Source organism: Mediterraneibacter glycyrrhizinilyticus (genome assembly GCF_015560805.1).
Taxonomy (GTDB): domain Bacteria; phylum Bacillota; class Clostridia; order Lachnospirales; family Lachnospiraceae; genus Schaedlerella; species Schaedlerella glycyrrhizinilytica_A.
On sequence record NZ_JADMSO010000002.1, the window covers coordinates 321,194 to 340,868 of the forward strand.

General features: G+C 51.9%; 20 protein-coding genes and 1 riboswitch. All 20 genes read left to right on the forward strand.

Going from position 1 to position 19,675, the window contains the following annotated elements; translation table 11 throughout:
* Positions 1-63: 63 nt before the first annotated feature.
* A riboswitch (cobalamin riboswitch) is annotated at positions 64-264 on the forward strand.
* A 103-nt stretch (positions 265-367) separates the two neighbouring features.
* The 20 genes from I2H87_RS03435 (at position 368) to I2H87_RS03530 (ending at position 19,658) form a co-directional block, all read left to right on the forward strand.
* Positions 368-1,114, forward strand: coding sequence for an energy-coupling factor ABC transporter permease (locus I2H87_RS03435; protein ID WP_195609325.1), 747 nt, complete (start codon positions 368-370; stop codon positions 1,112-1,114).
* Positions 1,115-1,119: 5 nt separating this feature from the next.
* Positions 1,120-1,434 (forward strand): energy-coupling factor ABC transporter substrate-binding protein, encoded by a 315-nt coding sequence (locus I2H87_RS03440; protein ID WP_195609326.1) that lies wholly within the window; start codon positions 1,120-1,122, stop codon positions 1,432-1,434.
* A 5-nt stretch (positions 1,435-1,439) separates the two neighbouring features.
* Positions 1,440-2,207, forward strand: coding sequence for a cobalt ECF transporter T component CbiQ (gene cbiQ / locus I2H87_RS03445; protein WP_195609327.1), 768 nt, complete (start codon positions 1,440-1,442; stop codon positions 2,205-2,207).
* Positions 2,195-3,052 carry an energy-coupling factor ABC transporter ATP-binding protein gene (locus tag I2H87_RS03450; protein ID WP_195609328.1) on the forward strand — a complete coding sequence of 286 codons (858 nt, stop codon included), beginning with the start codon at positions 2,195-2,197 and terminating at the stop codon, positions 3,050-3,052. Before cbiQ ends, I2H87_RS03450 begins: the two co-directional genes overlap by 13 nt.
* 47 nt (positions 3,053-3,099) lie before the next feature.
* Positions 3,100-3,873, forward strand: coding sequence for a sirohydrochlorin cobaltochelatase (locus I2H87_RS03455; RefSeq protein WP_195609329.1), 774 nt, complete (start codon positions 3,100-3,102; stop codon positions 3,871-3,873).
* Between the two features lie 31 nt (positions 3,874-3,904).
* Complete coding sequence (cbiD, locus tag I2H87_RS03460; protein WP_330611461.1) at positions 3,905-5,047, forward strand: cobalt-precorrin-5B (C(1))-methyltransferase CbiD; 1,143 nt, start codon at positions 3,905-3,907, stop codon at positions 5,045-5,047.
* 16 nt (positions 5,048-5,063) lie between these two features.
* A complete protein-coding gene (gene cobI / locus I2H87_RS03465; protein ID WP_117550776.1) occupies positions 5,064-5,813 on the forward strand; it encodes a precorrin-2 C(20)-methyltransferase in 750 nt (249 codons plus the stop codon).
* Positions 5,810-6,679, forward strand: coding sequence for a precorrin-4 C(11)-methyltransferase (gene cobM / locus I2H87_RS03470; protein WP_195609330.1), 870 nt, complete (start codon positions 5,810-5,812; stop codon positions 6,677-6,679). Before cobI ends, cobM begins: the two co-directional genes overlap by 4 nt.
* Complete coding sequence (cobJ, locus tag I2H87_RS03475) at positions 6,676-7,407, forward strand: precorrin-3B C(17)-methyltransferase (protein ID WP_195609331.1); 732 nt, start codon at positions 6,676-6,678, stop codon at positions 7,405-7,407. The genes cobM and cobJ overlap by 4 nt, the downstream gene beginning before the upstream one ends.
* On the forward strand, positions 7,400-8,641 hold the full coding sequence (gene cbiE, locus I2H87_RS03480; RefSeq protein WP_195609332.1) for a precorrin-6y C5,15-methyltransferase (decarboxylating) subunit CbiE: 1,242 nt from the start codon (positions 7,400-7,402) through the stop codon (positions 8,639-8,641). Before cobJ ends, cbiE begins: the two co-directional genes overlap by 8 nt.
* Positions 8,642-8,652: 11 nt before the next feature.
* Positions 8,653-10,137 carry a cobyrinate a,c-diamide synthase gene (locus tag I2H87_RS03485; RefSeq protein ID WP_195609333.1) on the forward strand — a complete coding sequence of 495 codons (1,485 nt, stop codon included), beginning with the start codon at positions 8,653-8,655 and terminating at the stop codon, positions 10,135-10,137.
* A gap of 14 nt (positions 10,138-10,151) precedes the next feature.
* Positions 10,152-11,243: a nicotinate-nucleotide--dimethylbenzimidazole phosphoribosyltransferase gene (gene cobT, locus I2H87_RS03490; RefSeq protein WP_408631509.1), complete on the forward strand. Its 1,092-nt coding sequence runs from the start codon at positions 10,152-10,154 to the stop codon at positions 11,241-11,243.
* Positions 11,244-11,277: 34 nt separating this feature from the next.
* Positions 11,278-12,030: an adenosylcobinamide-GDP ribazoletransferase gene (cobS, locus tag I2H87_RS03495; protein ID WP_195609334.1), complete on the forward strand. Its 753-nt coding sequence runs from the start codon at positions 11,278-11,280 to the stop codon at positions 12,028-12,030.
* 42 nt (positions 12,031-12,072) lie between these two features.
* Entirely contained in the window at positions 12,073-12,663 is a 591-nt protein-coding gene (locus I2H87_RS03500; RefSeq protein WP_195609335.1) for a histidine phosphatase family protein, read from the forward strand.
* Complete coding sequence (gene cbiB / locus I2H87_RS03505; protein ID WP_195609336.1) at positions 12,660-13,622, forward strand: adenosylcobinamide-phosphate synthase CbiB; 963 nt, start codon at positions 12,660-12,662, stop codon at positions 13,620-13,622. The genes I2H87_RS03500 and cbiB overlap by 4 nt, the downstream gene beginning before the upstream one ends.
* A 96-nt stretch (positions 13,623-13,718) precedes the next feature.
* Positions 13,719-14,765, forward strand: a complete 1,047-nt coding sequence (locus tag I2H87_RS03510; protein WP_195609337.1) for a pyridoxal phosphate-dependent aminotransferase — start codon at positions 13,719-13,721, stop codon at positions 14,763-14,765.
* A complete protein-coding gene (locus tag I2H87_RS03515; protein ID WP_195609338.1) occupies positions 14,766-16,289 on the forward strand; it encodes a cobyric acid synthase in 1,524 nt (507 codons plus the stop codon).
* On the forward strand, positions 16,265-17,194 hold the full coding sequence (gene hemC, locus I2H87_RS03520) for a hydroxymethylbilane synthase (RefSeq protein WP_195609339.1): 930 nt from the start codon (positions 16,265-16,267) through the stop codon (positions 17,192-17,194). The genes I2H87_RS03515 and hemC overlap by 25 nt, the downstream gene beginning before the upstream one ends.
* Positions 17,191-18,732: a uroporphyrinogen-III C-methyltransferase gene (cobA, locus tag I2H87_RS03525; protein WP_195609340.1), complete on the forward strand. Its 1,542-nt coding sequence runs from the start codon at positions 17,191-17,193 to the stop codon at positions 18,730-18,732. The genes hemC and cobA overlap by 4 nt, the downstream gene beginning before the upstream one ends.
* The gene (locus I2H87_RS03530; RefSeq protein ID WP_195609341.1) at positions 18,729-19,658 is read left to right on the forward strand and encodes an ABC transporter permease; all 930 of its coding nucleotides are present in this window, start codon (positions 18,729-18,731) and stop codon (positions 19,656-19,658) included. Before cobA ends, I2H87_RS03530 begins: the two co-directional genes overlap by 4 nt.
* Positions 19,659-19,675 lie beyond the last annotated feature (17 nt).

The window sequence follows — 19,675 nt, forward strand, 5'->3', positions numbered from 1 at the left end:
AAATCATATAGCAACTATGGTATACTATATCAGATCCGCAGGTTCTGCGGTTCAGGTTTCAGATTCGGCAAGCACTTTAAAAGGGAGCGCTGTCTTTTGAAAAGCAGTGCGTCGGGGAAGTCAGGTGAGAGTCCTGCACAATGCCCGTTGCTGTATGGGAGTAGTGCTGTTCCATGATGTCATTGTAGACAAATGGTCTATGAGAAGGCGGAACAGTGTGTTTGATGCCTAAGTCAGAATACCCGCTTTTAAAGGAATCTGAGAGGGTTACGGGAATATAACCGGGTGGACGCTGCACAAAGTCTCTTGTTTTGTGGTTTACCTGGCATATTTCAAAACGGAAACTTACAAAAGGAGAGAAGAGAGTATGACAAAAAAAGAAAAAGCATTTCTCAGGGCAACGGTCGCATTTACGATCCTGTTTGCCACTGCTCCGGTTGCGAATGCAATGCACATTATGGAGGGGTATCTTCCGGTGGCATTCTGTGTGACATGGGGCATTATTTGTCTGCCGTTTCTTGCGGCAGGATTGATTTCCCTGAAAAAAAGAGTAAAAGAAAATCGAAAGACGATCACGCTGATCGCCATGTCCGGCGCGTTTATTTTCGTGATCTCGTCTTTAAAGATCCCGTCGGTCACAGGAAGCTGTTCCCATATGACCGGAACCGGACTCGGCGCGATCCTGTTGGGACCGGCAGCAGTCAGTGTGCTGGGGATCATCGTATTGTTGTTCCAGGCGATTTTATTGGCGCATGGCGGACTGACAACATTGGGAGCGAATACATTTTCCATGGCGATCGCCGGACCGCTTGTGTCGTTTGGACTTTATAAGCTCTGTGAAAAATGTAAATTGAATCGGAAAGTATCGGTATTTCTCGCGGCATTTTTAGGTGATCTTTTCACATACTGTGTGACGAGCATCCAGCTCGCGCTTGCTTATCCGTCCGAATCCGGCGGAATCGCGGCATCCGCAGTGAAATTCCTCGGAGTATTTGCACCGACACAGCTTCCGCTTGCAGTGATCGAGGGGATCCTGACCGTTGTGATCGTGATCGCGTTGGAATCCTACGCGCGTCCGGAGCTGAAAGCAGTCGGATTTTTAAAGGAGGTCTGATCAAAATGGCGAAGAAGAATAAGAAATTGATTTTAGGACTTTTGATCGTGGCTGTTTTGATCGCTTTTATTCCGTTGTTTGCATTGAAAGACGCGGAATTCGGCGGTTCAGACGACGCGGGAAGCGTGATGGTGGAAGAAATCCACGGAGAATATGAACCTTGGTTTACTCCGGTGCTGGAAACAGCGTTGGACGGAGAACTTCCGGGGGAAGTGGAAAGTATGTTGTTCTGCGTACAGACCGGGATCGGCGTTGGAATCATCGCTTTTGTAATGGGACGGTTCGTGGAACGGAAAAAATGGATGAAAGATGAAGAGTAACCGGTATGCATACAATTGATCATTATTGTTACCATTCCGGATTGAGAGGTGTAAATGCCGGCTTAAAATTTGCCTATGCGGCGGCGACAATGCTGATTTGCTTGATCAGCAGGTCGCTTGCGGCAGCGGCGCTGGTATTATTGGCGAATGGGATTCTGACTGTGAAAAAAGGTAGGATCCCGTTTCCTTTTTACCGGAAGTTGATGCTTGTTCCGCTGGCTTTTTTGATACTGGGGACGGCGGCAATGATCCTCAATCTGTCAAAGACGCCGCTGGACTCTTATGCTGTTTCAATCGGAAGCTGGTATCTGACCGGAAGCCGGAACGGAATCCGGCAGGCGGTACGGCTGATCGGAAGTTCGCTTGCGTCGGTTTCCTGCCTGTATGTGCTGTCGCTGAACACACCGATGCCGGAAATCCTTTTGGTGCTGGAGAAGCTGCACTGCCCGGAACTGTTGACGGAATTGATGCTGTTGATCTACCGCTATATTTTTATTTTGGCGGATACGGCATCTGCGATCCGCACTTCGCAGAACTGCAGATTGGGATATCAGGATTATCGGACGTCGCTGCGCTCGTTCGGGGAACTTTGCGCGGTGCTTTTTGTCCGCGCACTGAAGCGCTCCAATGACCTGTATACTGCGATGGAGGCGCGCGGATATGACGGAAAGATCCGCATCCTGCATGAGAAACGTCCGGTGAAACGAAAGGAATTGGCGGCGGTGATCGTATTTGAACTCATTTTGACAGGAGTGGCACTATGGATACGTTGAAAAAAAATGATAGGGAGACCCCGGTGATATTGGAATTGCAGAATGTCTCTTTTTCTTATGATCCGGAGGAACTGCCGGCACTTCAAAAGGTAAATCTGAAGATTCGAAGAGGAAAAAAAGTTGCATTGATGGGAGCCAACGGTTCCGGGAAATCTACATTGTTTCTCTGTATGAACGGGATACACCGTCCGGATCATGGGGAAATTTTATTCCATGGAAAACCGGTGGAATATACAAAAAAAGGACTTCTGGAACTGCGAAGCAAAGTCGGGATCGTATTTCAGGATCCGGACAGCCAGCTTTTTTCGGCAAATGTGATACAGGAGATTTCATTTGGCATTTTGAATCTGGGCGTGGAGGAAGCAGAGGCAAGAGAGGAAGTGCGCAAGGTGATCGAACGGCTTGGGATCACACCGTTTCAGGATCGTCCGACCCACGCGTTGAGCGGCGGACAAAAGAAACAGGTGTCGATCGCGGATATTCTCGTGATGCATCCGGAAGTCGTGATCTTAGATGAGCCTGCGGCTGCTCTGGATCCGAAGCATACGAAGATCGTCAATGATTATGTGGATCAGCTTGCAGAAGAGGGGATCACGGTATTGATCGCGACGCATGATATCGAGTACGCTTGCGCCTGGGCGGATGAGATCGTTCTGATGAAAGACGGAACGATCCTGCGGATGGGAACACCCGAAGAAATCTGCGCCGATACGGATGCCCTGCACCGGACAAATCTGGAGGAACCCGGCGCGCTGCGGCTTTATCGGAGGTTGTGCGCGCGTGGAATATTAAAAGAAGAAAAACATCCGCCGCTTAGTATCGCGGAATTGGAACGGTTACTTTGACGAGCCGGCGGCAGGTTATTTGCAGAAAAGCAAAAGGAGGGACAAAGATGGAGCAGAAGAAAGGAATCCTTGTTGTCAGTTTTGGAACAAGCCATCTCGATACACTGGAACGGACGATCACGGCAGTCGAGCAGTATATTGCCGCGCAGTTTCCGGAATACCGCGTTTATCGCGCATTTACAAGCGGCATGATCCTGCGGAAATTAAAGCGAAAGGAAAATCTGATATTTGATAATGTGGAGGAAGCGCTGGAGCGGATGGCGGCAGACGGGATCGAAACGGCGGTCATCCAGCCGACCCATGTGATCAACGGGATCGAGAACGACCGGATGCTGGAAGCGGCGGAAGCGTACCGGGATCGTTTTGAAACGATGCAGATCGGAGCGCCGCTTCTTAGTACGGCAGAAGACTATAAGAAAGCAGTGCACGCTGTGATGGCGGAGGTCGATCCGGCGGAAGACGAGACGTTGATCCTGATGGGACACGGAACGGATCATCATGCCAATTCGGCATACCCGACACTGGAATATACGTTTCATCTGCTCGGCTACCGTCAGGTACTTGTGGGAACTGTGGAGGGATTTCCGAATTTGCAGAATGTGCAGACGAAGCTGGAGATCACGGGATGTAAAAAAGTCGTTTTGATGCCGTTCATGCTGGTAGCGGGCGATCATGCGAAAAATGATATGGCAGGAGAAGAGGATTCCTGGAAATCCGAATTGGAAGAGAACGGATATGAAGTCCGGGTGATCCTGCGCGGGCTCGGAGAATTCCGGGGAATCCGAAAAATGTTCGCGGAGCATATCACGGCTGTGATCTAAAGAATACAAATGACGGGAGGAGAGGGGTGCGGTGAAAAATAACAGCGAAGTTTGGGTAGAACAGAAAAAAATGCGGACGGGTTATACGACCGGGAGCTGTGCGGCCGCCGCTGCGAAAGCTGCAGTCTGTATGCTCCTGTCCGGAGAAGTGATACAACAGGTACGTCTGATGACGCCCAAAGGGGTCGAGCTGGATCTGGAAGTGGAACAGATCGAGCGTAGACAACATGGTGTGCGGTGTGCGGTCCGCAAAGACAGCGGGGATGATCCCGATGTGACGAACGGGATTTATGTCTATGCCGAAGTAAGAAAAGAACCGGAGCCGGGGATTTATTTAGACGGCGGAGAGGGGATCGGACGGATCACAAAAAAGGGGCTGGAGCAGCCGGTCGGTGCCGCTGCGATCAATCGGGTGCCGCGGCAGATGATTTTGGAGGCGGTAAAAGAACAGAGCATCCGGTATGGGTATCAGGGCGGTTTCTCTGTGATCATTTCCGCTCCGGAGGGGAAAAAACTTGCTGCCAAAACATTCAATCCACGACTGGGGATCGAAAACGGGATTTCTATACTCGGAACGAGCGGGATCGTTGAGCCGATGAGTGAGAAAGCGCTGACGGATACGATCTTTCTGGAAATGAAGATGTTAAAAGAAAATGGGATCGACCGCTGCTGTGTCGTTCCCGGCAATTACGGGCGGGACTTTCTGGCAGAGCAGCTGGGCGTCGATACGGATCAGGCAGTCAAATGCAGCAATTATATCGGGGAGACGATCGACGCCGCGGTGAATCTGGAAATGCGGTCGCTGCTTTTGATCGGACATATCGGCAAGTTGATCAAAGTGGCGGCCGGTGTGATGAATACTCATTCGAGACAGGCGGACTGCCGGATGGAAGTGCTGGCAGCCCATGCGGCGGCAGAGGGAGCTTCGGCGGAGTGTGTACAGGCGATCCTGAGCTGTATTACGACAACGGAAGCGCTGGAACTTTTGAAAGAAAAAGGAATCCTGTCCGGAGTGATGGAGCGGGTGATGGAGCGGATTGAATTTCATCTGCGCCATCGTGCGGGAGGATCGCTTCAAGTGGAAGCGATCGTATTTTCTACCGAAGACGGGATACTCGGGAAAACGAAAAGAGCGGAAGCTCTTTTAAAAGAGATAAGAGCAGGAGCAGAATGACAGGAGGCATAAGAAGATGCAGGGAATTTTTTACGGGATCGGAGTGGGACCGGGAGATCCGGAACTGATGACGGTAAAAGCGATCAGCACGATCCGGGAATGTGACATTGTGGCAGTGGTCGTATCGGACGCGTCCTTAAAAGCGCCGGAAGTGGAAGCCGCCGGAGAAGCGGCACGTTATCCGGAATATTTGAAGCGGTGCGTAGCATATCAGATCGCATTGCCGATGGTGCCCGAGATGGAGGAGAAAGCGAAGTTATATCTTCCAATGCCGATGATCAAGGAGAAAAAAAAGTTGATCGAAATCCACGACGCCTGCGCGGCCCTGACCGGAGAACTGCTGGATCAGGGAAAGAAGATCGCCTGTATTACGCTTGGCGATCCGACCGTGTATTCTACTTGTCTGTATGTGCAGAAACGGCTGAAACGTGCAGGATATACGACGGAACTGATCCCGGGGATCCCGTCTTTTTGTGCGGCGGCAGCGCGGCTTGGGATCGGGCTTGTGGAGAATAAGGAAGAACTGCATGTGATCCCGGCGTCTTACGAGATTGAGGAATCGCTTGGATTTCCGGGAACAAAGGTGTTGATGAAAGCCGGACGGAAAATGCCTTATGTGAAGCAAAAAGCCGGAGAGATGGGACAAAAGATCCGGATGGTTGAAAACTGTGGAATGGAAACGGAGAAGATTTATCAAAATGTGGAAGAAATCCCGGATGATGCGGGATATTATTCACTTTTGATCATGAAGGAGGAACAGGCATGATTACATTTGTGGGCGCCGGATCCGGCGCGGAAGATTTGATCACGGTGCGCGGGGCGCGTCTGCTTCAGGAAGCGGATGTGATCGTCTATGCAGGTTCGCTTGTCAATCCGGCGCTTCTGGATCAGAAGAAACCGGAATGTGAAGTTTATAACAGCGCGCGGATGACGCTGGAAGAAGTGCTGGATGTTCTGATCCGCTCAGAGCGCGCCGGAAAGAACGTTGTCCGTCTGCATACTGGAGATCCCTGCCTTTACGGTGCGATCCGGGAACAGATGGACGCATTGAAAAAGGAGCATATTTCCTATGAAATCTGTCCGGGGGTCAGTTCCTTTTGCGGAGCGGCGGCGGCGCTGGAAGCGGAGTATACGCTGCCCGGCGTATCCCAGTCGGTCGTGATCACACGAATGGCTGGAAGAACGCCGGTACCGGAGAAAGAAAGCATCCGGAGTTTTGCGGCGCATCAGGCGACGATGGTTTTATTTTTGAGTACCGGGCTGCTCGGAAAACTTCAGGAAGAATTAAAGGCGGGAGGATATGCGCCGGAGACGCCGGCCGCGATCGTATATAAGGCGACCTGGCCGGATGAGAAAGTCTGCCGCTGTACCGTATCTACCTTGGAGCAGACGGCGAAAGAGAATCGGATCACAAAGACGGCGCTGATCGTCGTCGGAAATGTGCTTGGAGATCAGTACGACCGATCCGAACTTTATAATCCGGCATTTACCACGGAATTCCGGAAAGCCAGCCTGCCGCCGGATGACAGGAGCAGTGGAAATCCGGGGACATCAGATCGTGGAAACGTTATGTATATAGGCGCGGCAGATCACACAAACGGCACGCATTTCAGAGAGGAGGATACGGTATGAGCATCGTCTATGTGGTAGGACTTGGACCGGGCGCAGGCGAGCAGATGACGGCACAGGCACGGCAGGCGCTGGAACAGTGTCCGGTGATCGCAGGGTACACGGTCTATATCGATCTGATCCGGGGAGAATTTCCGGAAAAGCAATTCTTGATGACTCCGATGCGAAAAGAGGCGGAACGCTGTAAGATGGCGCTGGAACAGGCGCAGCAGGGACAGGATGTGGCGATGGTGTGCAGCGGAGACGCCGGAGTCTACGGAATGGCAGGATTGATGTACGAATTGAAAGCGGATTACCCGGGGGTGGAATTAAAGATCGTCCCGGGGATTACCGCGGCGACCGGAGGAGCGGCAGTGTTGGGCGCTCCGCTGATGCATGATTTTGCGGTGATCAGTCTGAGCGATCTTCTGACGCCGTGGGAGAAGATCGAGGCGCGTCTCCGGGCGGCGGCAGCGGCGGATTTTGTGATCTGTATTTACAATCCGTCCAGCAGAAAGCGGAAAGATCATCTGGCACGGGCATGCCGGATCCTGCGGGAATATAAACGTGCCGATACGGTCTGCGGCATCGTCAAAAATATCGGACGCGACGGGGAAGAAAAGAAAATCCTCACATTGGAAGAACTGGAACAGACCGAGGCGGATATGTTTACCACGGTCTATGTCGGAAATGAACAGACAAAAAATCTGGACGGTTATATGGTGACGCCGAGGGGGTATCGGGATGTGTAAGCGGGTGTATCTTGTCGGGATCGGTCCGGGAAACGAAAACCAGATGACGATGGAAGCACAGGAGATCCTGCGGCGATGTGATGCCGTGATCGGGGCGAAACGGATGGTGCGGCAAGCTGCCGTTTTGTTAAAAGAAAGCGGTCATGCATCAGGAGAAGTGTTGGAGAGTTACCAGCCGGAAGTGATCGGTGCGTGGCTTAAAGAGCAAGATCACATCCGGACGGCAGCGGTACTTCTTTCCGGAGATCCCGGATTTTACAGCGGTGCGCGGAAATTAAAAGAGGCGCTCGCAGAATATGAAGTCATCGTGGTTCCCGGCATTTCCTCGGTCGTCTATCTGGCAGGAAAACTGGGCGTATCCTGGGAGGATGCGAAGCTTGCGAGTATTCACGGAAGAAGTCAGAATTATGTGCAGATGATCGCGCGGAATGCGAAGACGTTTCTGCTCCTTGGCGGAAAGGAAAACGGAGCGGAAGTCTGCGGAAAAATCCGGGAGTACGATTTGAACCGGCTCACATTTTGGATCGGAAGAAATCTGTCTTATCCGGAGGAAGAGATTTTTTGCAGACGGGGCGAAGAACTTTGTCCGCAAGATCTGGATGGGCTGTGTACGGTACTGGTACAAAATGAGCAGCCGGATCTTCGGATCGGAAGAAGCATTCCGGATGAGGAATGGATCCGCGGAAAAGTTCCGATGACAAAAGAGGAGATCCGCACGATCAGTCTTGCGAAGCTGGAATTGTGTGAACATGCGGTGCTTTATGATGTGGGAGCCGGAACCGGATCGGTCGCGGTGGAAGCGGCGGGAAGATCCGACACGATCCGTGTCTATGCGGTGGAACAAAAAGAGGAGGGAATCCGCCTGATCGAGGAAAACAAAAGAAAGTTCCGGGCAGACTGGGTGACTCCGGTTTTCGGAAAAGCGCCGGAAGCATTGGAACAACTGGAACCTCCGACTCATGTGTTTATCGGAGGAAGCTCCGGAAATTTAAAAGAAATCCTTGCGTGTGTGAAGCAAAAGAATCCGGATGTCCGGATCGTGCTGAACGCGATCTCTCTGGAGACGCTGAGGGAGGTGCTGGAAGCGCAGGAATGCGGACTTTTGCGAAACCCGGAGATCGTACAGGTCAGCGTATCGAGAGCGCGGACATTGGGCGCGTATCATATGATGACCGGATTGAATCCGGTTTACATTATTTCGGAGGGACGTCCGGAACCATCCGAAGATCAATGAGGAAAGGTGTTATGAAGCAGAAAAAAAGAGATGTGCAGGATGTGAAAGCGCACAGCAGTAAAATCCCGCGGATCCTGATCGCGGCGCCGGGGAGCGGAAGCGGAAAGACGGCGGTGACCTGTGCCTTGATGGCGGCATTTCTTCGGGAGGGACTGCAGGTGGCAGCCTGCAAATGCGGACCGGATTATATCGATCCGATGTTCCATCGGGAAGTGTTGGGGATCCCGTCCGAAAATCTGGATCTGTTTTTTTGTGAGAAAGCAGTGATGCGGGAATTATTTGTCCGCCACAGTGCAAATGCGGATCTGATCATAACAGAGGGCGTGATGGGGTATTACGACGGTCTTTCGTTGGATTCGGACGCAGCCAGTTCCTATGCGGTGGCGGATGCGCTTCATATGCCGGTCTTGTTTCTTGTGCCGTGCAGAGGGACGGCGCTTTCGATCGTGCCGCTTTTACTTGGTATGCTGGCATTTCGGAAGAACAGCCATATCAAAGGAATTTTACTGAACCGTTGTTCCGGGATGCTGTATCCGCGGCTGAAAGAGATGATCGAGAGGGAACTTTTCAAACACGGGTATGCGATCCCGGTTGTCGGATATATTCCGGAAGATCCGTTGTTTCATTTGGAGAGCCGGCATTTGGGGCTGGTGCTTCCGGAGGAGATCGCAGCGATCCGGCAACAGCTTTTCGACGCGGGAGCGCTTTTGAAAACAACCGTCGATCTGGAACAGATCCGTTCGATCGCAGAGAGCGGGGCGGTTTCTGAATGGGAACAAAGGAGAGAACATGTGCCGGACTGGGGACGGGAAGAGCCGATCCCGGTGCAGATCGCAGTGGCAAGAGACCGGGCATTCTGTTTTTATTATGAGGATAACTTCCGGTTTTTGCGGGAACTCGGATGTGAATTGATCCCGTTTTCTCCGCTTGCAGATACCAAACTTCCGGAACAGATCGACGGTCTTTTATTAGGAGGCGGATATCCGGAATTGTATGCAGAGACACTTTCCGAAAATGAGAGGATGCGCCGCTTTGTGCGGGAAGCCATCCAAAATGGACTTCCCTGTATTGCGGAATGCGGTGGATTTTTGTATCTGCATGACAGTCTGGAGGGGAAAGACCAAAAGCAGTATGAGATGGCGGGCGTGATCCAGGGAAATGGTTTTGCAGCCGGGCGGCTGAAGCGATTTGGTTATATCCGTCTGAAAGCGCAGAGAGACTCTGTTTTTCTGAAACAGGGAGAAGAACTGCGGGGGCATGAATTTCATTATTGGGACAGTACGAACAATGGGAGCGACTGTCTTGCCGTGAAGCCGGACGGAAAGAGAAGCTGGGAATGTGTGCATATGAAAGGAAATCTGCTGGCAGGTTTTCCGCATCTTCATTTTTATTCCAATCCGGAGGTGGCAAAGCGGTTTGTGGAATTATGCAGGCAGAGAAAACATGATGTGAACGACAGAGAAAAGAATGGTGCGAAAGCCGGAGGAAAGGAGTGACCCAGGTGATGACAATGCAGGAACAAAAAGAAACAGAGGGTGCAGATGACAAAGTGGAGAAGCTGCGCAGGCACATTCTTCCGGTGGATGAGAGAAGTATGGAACAGGCGCGTGCGCACTGGATGACGGTCGGAAAGCCATTGTTCAGTCTCGGAAAGTTGGAAGACGCTGTGATACAGATGGCAGGGATCAAGCGGACTGCAGATTATACGCTGGAGAAAAAAGCGTTGGTGATCCTGTGCGCAGACAATGGGATCGTGGCGGAGGGGGTTACACAGACCGGACAGGAAGTCACTGCGATCGTGGCAAAGAATTTTACAAAAGGAGCTGCCAGCACCAATATGATGGCGGAAGTGGCAGGCGTGGATATTTTTCCCGTTGATATCGGAATGGCGACAGATGTACCGGGGCTGACTGTGGGAGAGAAAAAAGTTGCCGGAGGTACAAAAAATTTCGCGAAAGAGCCGGCGATGAGCAGGCAGGAAGTGTGGAAAGCGATTGAAGTCGGTATTGGAATCGTCAGAGAGTTACGGGAGAAAGGCTATGGAGTGATCGCAACCGGAGAGATGGGAATCGGGAATACGACGACAAGCAGCGCCGTGGCGTCTGTTCTGCTTGGAAAAGATCCGGAGGAAGTGACCGGGAAAGGCGCAGGGCTGACGAGCGAGGGACTTAAGCGGAAAATCCGGGTGATCCGTGAGGCGATCCGGACGCACGCTCCATATGCACAGGACGTACCGGATGTTCTGTCCAAAGTAGGCGGACTGGATATTGCGGGGATGACCGGACTCTTTTTAGGCGGCGCATTATACCATGTGCCGGTTGTGATCGACGGATTTATTTCTGCTGTGGCCGCACTGTGTGCGGTGCGGATGGTTCCGGATGCGGCAGGATATGTGCTGCCCTCCCATGTTTCGGCAGAACCGGCCGGGGCGATGATCTTAGAAGCGCTGCACCTGACCCCTTTTCTGACCTGTGATATGTGTCTCGGAGAGGGCAGCGGCGCCGTTGCCGTGATGCCGCTTCTGGAGATGGGACTGCAGGTGTATCGAAAGATGGGATCTTTTTCGGATATTCAGGTAGAACAGTATCAGATCTTGAAGTAGAGAAAAGCAGGAAGAGGAAAGGAGAGACGGAGAGATGAACGTACTGCAGTCAATGATCATTGCGTTTTCGATGTATTCCAAACTTCCGATGCCGCATATTGCATGGCAGGAGAAAAATATGAAGTATGCAATGTGTTTTTTCCCGATGGTGGGTATTGTGATCGGAATTTGCGAGTATGCTCTGGGAAGCTGGATCTTAGGGCGGGACTATGGTGTTTTGTTCTTTTCGGCATGTATGACTCTGCTTCCGATCCTGCTGACCGGAGGCATCCATCTGGATGGATTTATGGACACATCGGACGCACTGGCGTCTTACGGGGATCGGGAAAAAAAGCTGGCGATCTTAAAAGATTCCCACACCGGGGCATTTGCGGTTTTGGGACTTGGTATCTATCTGATCTGGAGCCTTGCAATGTGGAGTGAAGTCCGTCCGGAAATGCTTCCGGTGCTGGCAGCCGGTGCAGTCCTCTCCCGGGCGCTCAGCGGATTTTCGGTGGTGACATTTCCGGCGGCGCGGGAGGACGGACTGGGGAAGACATTTCAGGATGGATCCCAAAAGAGAAAAACGCGGATTGCGATGTGTATCTATGCGGCAGCGGCTGCCGTCTGGATGGTGATACAGTGCCCGGTGTCGGGGGTGGCAGCGCTTCTCTGTGCAGCCGGGACATTCGGTTATTATGCATGGATGAGCAGAAAACAGTTTGGCGGAATGACCGGGGATCTGGCAGGATATTTTCTGCAGATCTGCGAACTGGCGATCTTGAGCGGAGTTGTTCTGGTCGGATAGAGCCGGAAAAAATAAAAAAGGATGAAAGGCAGGTATTTCAGGTTGGAACTGTATTTGATCCGTCACTGGAAGACGAAAGGAAATCTGGAAAAACGTTATATCGGGACGACGGATGAGTCGATCCTTTCCGGAAGCGAACGGGATTTATGGGAAAAAAGGCTACATCGGATCCTGCCGGATGTACGCTGTGTTGCAGTCAGTCCTATGAAACGATGCAGGGAAAGTGCAGAACTGCTTTTTCCGGGGAAAAAACAGGAAGTATGCGATGCATTTCGGGAATGTGATTTCGGGCAGTTTGAAAATAGGAATTATGAGGAACTGAAAAACAGACCGGAATATCAGCGATGGATCGACAGCGGCGGTATGGAAGCATTTCCGGGCGGCGAGTCCAGAGAAAGATTTGCCGGACGCTGTGTAGAGGGATTTGTACAGAAAGTAACGGAACTTCAGGAGCGAAAGATCGAACGGGCGGCATTTGTTGTCCATGGCGGAACGATCATGGCGATCCTGGAATGGCTGGATCATAAACAACGTCCGTTTTATCATTGGCAGGCGGAGAACGGAGCCGCCTTTTATGTGAGAACAGAACGTGAAATTTTGAGAGGAACATGTAAGGAGATCAGGAAATTATGAGGATTTTGGCTGTCTGTCTGACAGGCTGTATCTTGGACTTTGTATTGGGGGATCCGTACTGGCTGTATCATCCGGTCCGTCTGATCGGTGCTTTGATCGCAAAATGTGAACAGATCTGTCGGCGGATCGCAAACGGATCCAAACGGCGTCTATTGATCGGAGGCGGTGTGATTTTTGTGGTTGTCCTGCTTGTTTCCACGGCAGTTCCGGCAGGGGTGTTATATTTGGCAGAGAAGATCCATCCGCTTCTTTCGTTTGGTCTGGAAAGCTTCTGGTGCTATCAGATCCTGGCGGCGAGATCGCTTCAGACAGAGAGTATGAAAGTCTATCGGGAATTGAAAAAACAGGATCTTCCGGCGGCGCGAAAGGCGGTTTCCATGATCGTGGGACGGGACACGGACAGTCTGGATGCAGAGGGAGTGACAAAGGCGGCGGTGGAGACCGTCGCGGAGAATACGTCCGACGGCGTGATCGCGCCGCTTCTGTTTTTGCTGATCGGCGGCGCGCCCCTTGGATTTGCCTACAAGGCGGTCAACACGATGGACTCGATGCTTGGATATAAAGAGGAAACTTATCTTTATATCGGAAGAACCGCGGCGAAAGCGGACGATGTGGTCAATTACATCCCGGCTCGGATTTCCGCTCTGTTGATGATCGCCGGAGCTTTCTTGTGCGGGATGGACGGGAAACAGGCATGGAAGATTTTTTTGCGGGACCGGAGGAAACATGCGAGCCCGAACTCGGCGCAGACAGAATCGGTGTGCGCAGGGGCGCTTGGAATACAGCTTGCCGGAGACGCCTGTTATTTCGGCAAACGATATAAAAAAGAGACGATCGGAGATCCGCTTCGGAGTGTGGAAGCGGAAGACATTAAGCGGGCAGCCTTGCTGATGTATGCGACAGAGATTTTGACGCTGTTTTTGTTCGGCAGTCTTCGCTTCCTGCTCTGTCTGATTTAAAGAGACCGGGAAAACGGGGATGTATTTTTCGGAGTCGGACTTCGTTTGTCCGAAACATCCGGAAAAGAAGAAGTAAGAAAAAGGAGAAGAAACGGGATGCGCTATGAACACGGCGGTGATATTTATACATACGGACAGGAAAAAACGCTGTTGGATTTCTCGGTGAATATCAATCCATTGGGACCAAGCGAAGCGGTACTTAAGGCGGCAGGGCAGGGCGTTTTACAGATGACACATTATCCGGACAGCCGCTGTCGGAAATTGCGGGCGGCGACGGCAAAGGCGTATGGGGTCGGCGAAGAGAACATCGTGTTCGGAAATGGAGCGGCAGAATTGCTCTTTCTGCTCGCATTTGCCAAAAGACCGGGGAGAGCGCTTGTGACGGCTCCGGCTTTTTCCGAATATGAGAGGGCGCTTTTGGCAGCTGGCTGTATTGTGGAAAAGATCCCACTGAAGCGAGAACGGCAGTTCGATCCCGGAGAGGACGTACTGGAATCTCTCACGGAAAAGATCGACATGCTGTTTCTCAGTTCTCCGATGAATCCGACCGGACGCACGATCTCTGCGGAATTGCTGGAACAGATTTTCAAGAGATGTGAAAAACTGGGGATTTTTGTCGTGCTGGACGAGTGTTTCTGTGAATTTCTGGAAAATCCGGAGACAGCGCGGGCAAACATCGATCGAATGAAGAAATTTCCGAATTTGTTTTTACTCCGCGCTTTTACAAAAATACATGCGATGCCGGGGCTTCGTCTCGGCTATGGATTTTGCTCTGATAAGAAACTGCTTGATAAGATGGAGCAGATGCGGCAGCCGTGGAGTGTATCGACTGCTGCGCAGGAAGCGGGAGCGGCGGCGCTGAAAGAGACAGACCGGGTGGAGAAAACCCGGAGATATGTGGCAGGCGAGCGCAGATGGATGGAGCGGCAGATGGAGCGGCTTGGGATCTCCTATATTCCGTCGGAAGTGAATTTTATGATGTTTCGCGGGAGTGAAGATCTGTGGGAGCGGATGCTGGAAAAGGAAATTTTGATCCGAGACTGCAGCAATTATGGCGGTCTTTCCAAAGGTGATTACCGCGTGGCAGTCAAAACACGAGAAGAGAATATGCGGCTGTTTCAGGCGTTTATGGAGGTGTTTTAAATGGCAAAAGTGATCATGGTACAGGGGACGATGTCCAATGCCGGAAAAAGCGTGCTTGCGGCGGGACTTTGCAGAGTTTTTAAGCAGGATGGTTATAAAGTGGCTCCGTTCAAATCACAGAATATGGCACTGAACTCTTTTATCACGGAAGAGGGGCTGGAAATGGGACGGGCGCAGGTCATGCAGGCGGAAGCGGCAGGAGTGAAGCCTGCTGCGGCGATGAATCCGATCCTGTTAAAGCCGACGAACGATACCGGTTCCCAGGTGATCTTAAACGGAGAAGTGGCGGGCGTGATGTCGGCGGCAGAATATTTTCGCAGAAAACAGGAATATATTCCGGTCATTTTGGATGCCTTTCACACATTGGAAAAAGAATATGATATGATTGTGGTCGAGGGGGCGGGAAGCCCGGCAGAGATCAATTTAAAAGAAAACGATATTGTAAATATGGGTCTGGCTGAGATGCTGGATGCACCGGTACTTCTTGTGGGCGATATTGACCGGGGCGGCGTATTTGCGCAGTTAGTCGGGACGATGGAACTTTTGGAGGCGGATGAGAAAGAGCGGATCGTCGGAACGGTGATCAACAAGTTCCGCGGCGACGTCTCGATCTTAGAGCCGGGGCTTCGGATGCTGGAAGAAAAGATCCACAGACCGGTGCTTGGCGTGATCCCGTATTTTCATCTGGATCTGGACGAGGAGGACAGCCTGACGGAACGATTTGACCGGAAACAAAAAGACGCCTTGATCGATATTGCAGTGATCCGGTTTCCGCGGATTTCCAATTTTACGGATCTTATGCCGCTGGAATGTCTTGAGGGCGTTTCCGTCCGTTATGTCACGGATGCGTCTTCATTTGGAAATCCTGATGCGGTGATTCTTCCCGGAAGTAAAAACACGATGGATGATCTGCTTTGGATGCGGCAGAACGGGTTGGAAGCAAAAGTTTTGAAACATGCTTCGGCAGACCGGATCGTGTTTGGAATCTGCGGCGGATACCAGATGCTCGGCGAACAGATTTCGGATCCGGAGCAGACGGAACACGGAGGAACGATCCGCGGAATGGGGCTGCTTCCGACTTCTACGATATTTCAGCCGGAGAAGAGAAGAACGCGTATCGGGGGGACTTTTTCTAATCTGAACGGAATGTTTTCGCCTTTGAACGGTGTGGAGATCGAGGGATATGAAATCCATATGGGGAAGACGATCCGTCTGCATGGAGCGTCTCCGATCCTGAATCTGACGACGGAAGAGGAGGACGGCGCAGCGTGCGGCAGCGTATGTGGATGTTATATCCATGGGATTTTTGACCGGGCGGAAATGACGCAGGCATTTTTGTCGATATTGATGTATCAGAAAGGGATGGATCCGGAAGCAATCCGGACAAAAGATATGGCGCAGCATAAAGAAGAGCAGTATGACAAACTGGCAGAGATCATCCGGGAAAATCTGGATATGGAACGGATTTACAAAATTTTGGAGAAAGGGGCGGCAGACAGATGGAATTATCCGCAGGAGAAGTAATACGGATCGGAAGCAGGAAGAGCCGGCTGGCGGTGATGCAGGCGGAACTGATCCGGGCGCAGATCGAGTGTGCATATCCTGAGATCCGAACGGAACTTGTGACGATGAAAACGACCGGGGACAAGATCCTGGATAAAAGTCTGGAGACGATCGGGGGAAAAGGACTGTTTGTGCGGGAACTGGATCAGGCACTTTTGGACGGAACGATCGATCTTGCGGTACACAGTCTGAAAGACTTGCCGATGGAAGAGAACGAAGAACTTCCGATCGCGGCATACAGTGTGCGGGAAGATCCGCGGGATGTACTGATCTTTCGCACCGGAATGGGAGCATTTCCACAGAACGGGATTCTCGGCACATCCAGCCGCAGACGGGCGATCCAGATGAAACAGATGTATCCGGACTGCAGCCTGCGGGGAATCCGTGGAAATGTACAGACCCGTCTCCGGAAACTGGAGGAAGAGGGCATGGACGGAACGATCCTTGCGGCAGCCGGTCTGAAAAGACTTGGGATTTCACTGCCGGGACGGTATTTTTCGGTTGAAGAGATGATCCCAGCGGCGGGACAGGGGATTCTTGCCGTACAGATCCGAAAAGACGGAAAATTACAGTACATGTCCGGGATGCTGGAATGCGGCAAACTTCTTTGCGCTCACAATAGGGAAAGCGAGTGGGCAGCGCTTGCCGAGCGGCAGTTTGTACGGACGCTGGACGGCGGATGCACATCGCCGGTTGCTGCACATGCGCAGATTTCAGGGAAAGAATTAAAACTGACCGGGTTGTATTTTGAAGAGGGGATGGAGACGTTTCGGACAGATACGATCACCGGAGCCGTGGAAACGGCAAAAAAACTGGGTGAAGAGCTTGCTGTTCGTATGAAAAAATATGGGAGGAATGCAGGATGACAGAGAAAGGAAAAGTATGGCTTGCCGGAGCAGGTCCGGGAGACGCCGGACTTCTGACGGTGAAAACAAGACAGCTGCTCTGCGAAGCGGACGTGATCGTATATGACGCGCTGGTCAGCGCGGAAATCCTCTGCCAGATCCCGGATCATGTGGAGCGGATCTATGTGGGAAAACGCTCGGGACACCATCCGGTTCCCCAGGAGGAGATCAATGCGATCTTGCTTCAGGAAGCGCAGAAAGGAAAACGTGTGCTGCGTTTAAAAGGCGGAGATCCGTTTGTCTTTGGCCGTGGAGGGGAAGAACTGGAACTTCTCGCAGCGCATCAGATCCCTTATGAGGTCGTTCCGGGAGTGACTTCTGCATCTGCGGTTCCGGCATATGCAGGAATTCCGGTGACGCACCGGGATTATACTTCTTCGTTTCATGTGATCACCGGGCATCCGAGAAAAGGCGGAAAACTGCAGATCGATTTTGATGCGCTCGTCCGCTTGAACGGAACGCTTATTTTCCTGATGGGGATCACGGCGATGGAATCGATCTGCAGCGGACTTCTGGAAGCGGGAATGGAGCCGGATATGCCGGCGGCAGTTTTGGAGCGGGGAACGACGGCGGCGCAGCTAAGCGTCGTGTCGGATGTGAAACATCTCCCGAAAGAGGCAAAAAAAGCGGGGATCGGAATGCCGGCGATCATTGTGGTCGGGAAAGTCTGCCGGTTGGGAGAACAATTTCACTGGGCAGAAAAACGTGTGCTTGGCGGCAGACAGTTTTTGATCACCCGTCCGAGACAGCACAGTTCGTCTCTTGCGCGAAAGCTTCGGGATCTGGGAGCACAGGTGCTGGAACTTCCGGCGATCCGCACCAAACCGGTGGAGCCGAATCCGGAGCTGACCGCGGCATTGGAACAGTTTGGCACAAGTGCTGAAAGCTGGCTTGTGTTCACTAGTCCGATCGGAGTAGCGACATTTTTTGAACAGTTGGAAAAACAGGCGTGGGATATCCGAAAATTATTTCGGAAACAGACGGAGCTTCGGATCGCGGCGATCGGAAGCGCGACCGGACAGGCACTGCGTTCGTTTGGATTGATCCCGGATCTGGTGCCGGACGTATATGACGCGGAACATTTGGGCAGATCCATTGCACAGAATGCAAAGCCGGGAAGTGAAGTGTTGATCGTCCGTGCAAAAGACGGATCCGAAGCGCTGCTGCCCCCTTTGGAGGACGCAGGGCTTTCGGTACAGGATGTGGCGCTGTATGAGACGGTCTGCGAACTTCATGAAGCATTGCATGATGAGATCGTAAATGCGGTGTGCTCCGGGGAGGTGGACGCGGTGACGTTCACAAGCGCTTCCACGGTACATGGATTTGTACAGAGTATGAAACTGACCGATTACACGAATATCCGGGCAGTCTGCATCGGAGAGCAGACTGCAAAGGAGGCAGAACGTTACGGGATGCAGGTACAGATATCCGATCAGGCGACAATAGACAGTCTGGTAGAGAAGCTTCTTTTATTGTACGGAAAGGAAGAACGGGCATGATCCGCTATACAGGAAAGCGGTTTCTGATCAGTCTGCTGTCGGTATGGATGCTGATAACCGTCGCTTTCTTTTTGACAAGACAGATGCCCGGAAGTCCGTTTCAGACCGGCAATGTATCCGGAGAGGTGCTGGAACAGATGGAACAGGAATACGGGCTTGACCAACCGGTGTCTGCACAGTATGTTACTTATATGAGAAATCTGCTGCACGGAGATCTGGGGATTTCCTATATGAACCCGGGAGAAAGCGTTACGGAAGTGATCGCGAGGGCATTGCCGGCGACGCTTTCCCTTGGCATACTGGCAGTGATCGTATCGCTTGTGGCAGGTACGCTTTTGGGGATGCTTCAGGCATTTTCGCAAAAAAGGTGGGTTCGCACAACGATTCTATTCGGTACGATCTTCGGCGCCGGAATCCCGAATTTTGTGATCGCCCTGCTTCTTGCGTTGGTTTTTGGGGTACAGTGGAAACTGCTTCCGGTTGTAGGACTGGATTCGTGGACAAGTTATCTGCTTCCGGTCTTATCACTTGCAGCTTATCCGACGGCGGTTGTGACAAGGCTGATGTGTCATACATGCAGACAGGAACTGCAAAAAGAATACGTTGTACTTGCAAAAGTGAAAGGGCTTCCCATGCGCCGCATCGCCTGGACGCATGTCTGGAAAAATGCCTGGATCCCGGTACTGAATTATGCGGGACCGGCAGCGGCATTTCTTTTGACCGGAAGTTTTGTTGTGGAAAGTATTTTTACGATCCCGGGGCTGGGAAGAGAATTTGTCAATTCGATTGCAAACCGGGATTATACGCTGATCATGGGGCTGACGATTTTTATGGGAGTTGTGGTGATCGGTGTGAACCTGGCAGTGGATCTGCTCTGTGCCTGGATGGATCCGCGGATCCGGAAAAGTTATTTAAAAGATGTATAGAAAGAGGAACGCAAAAC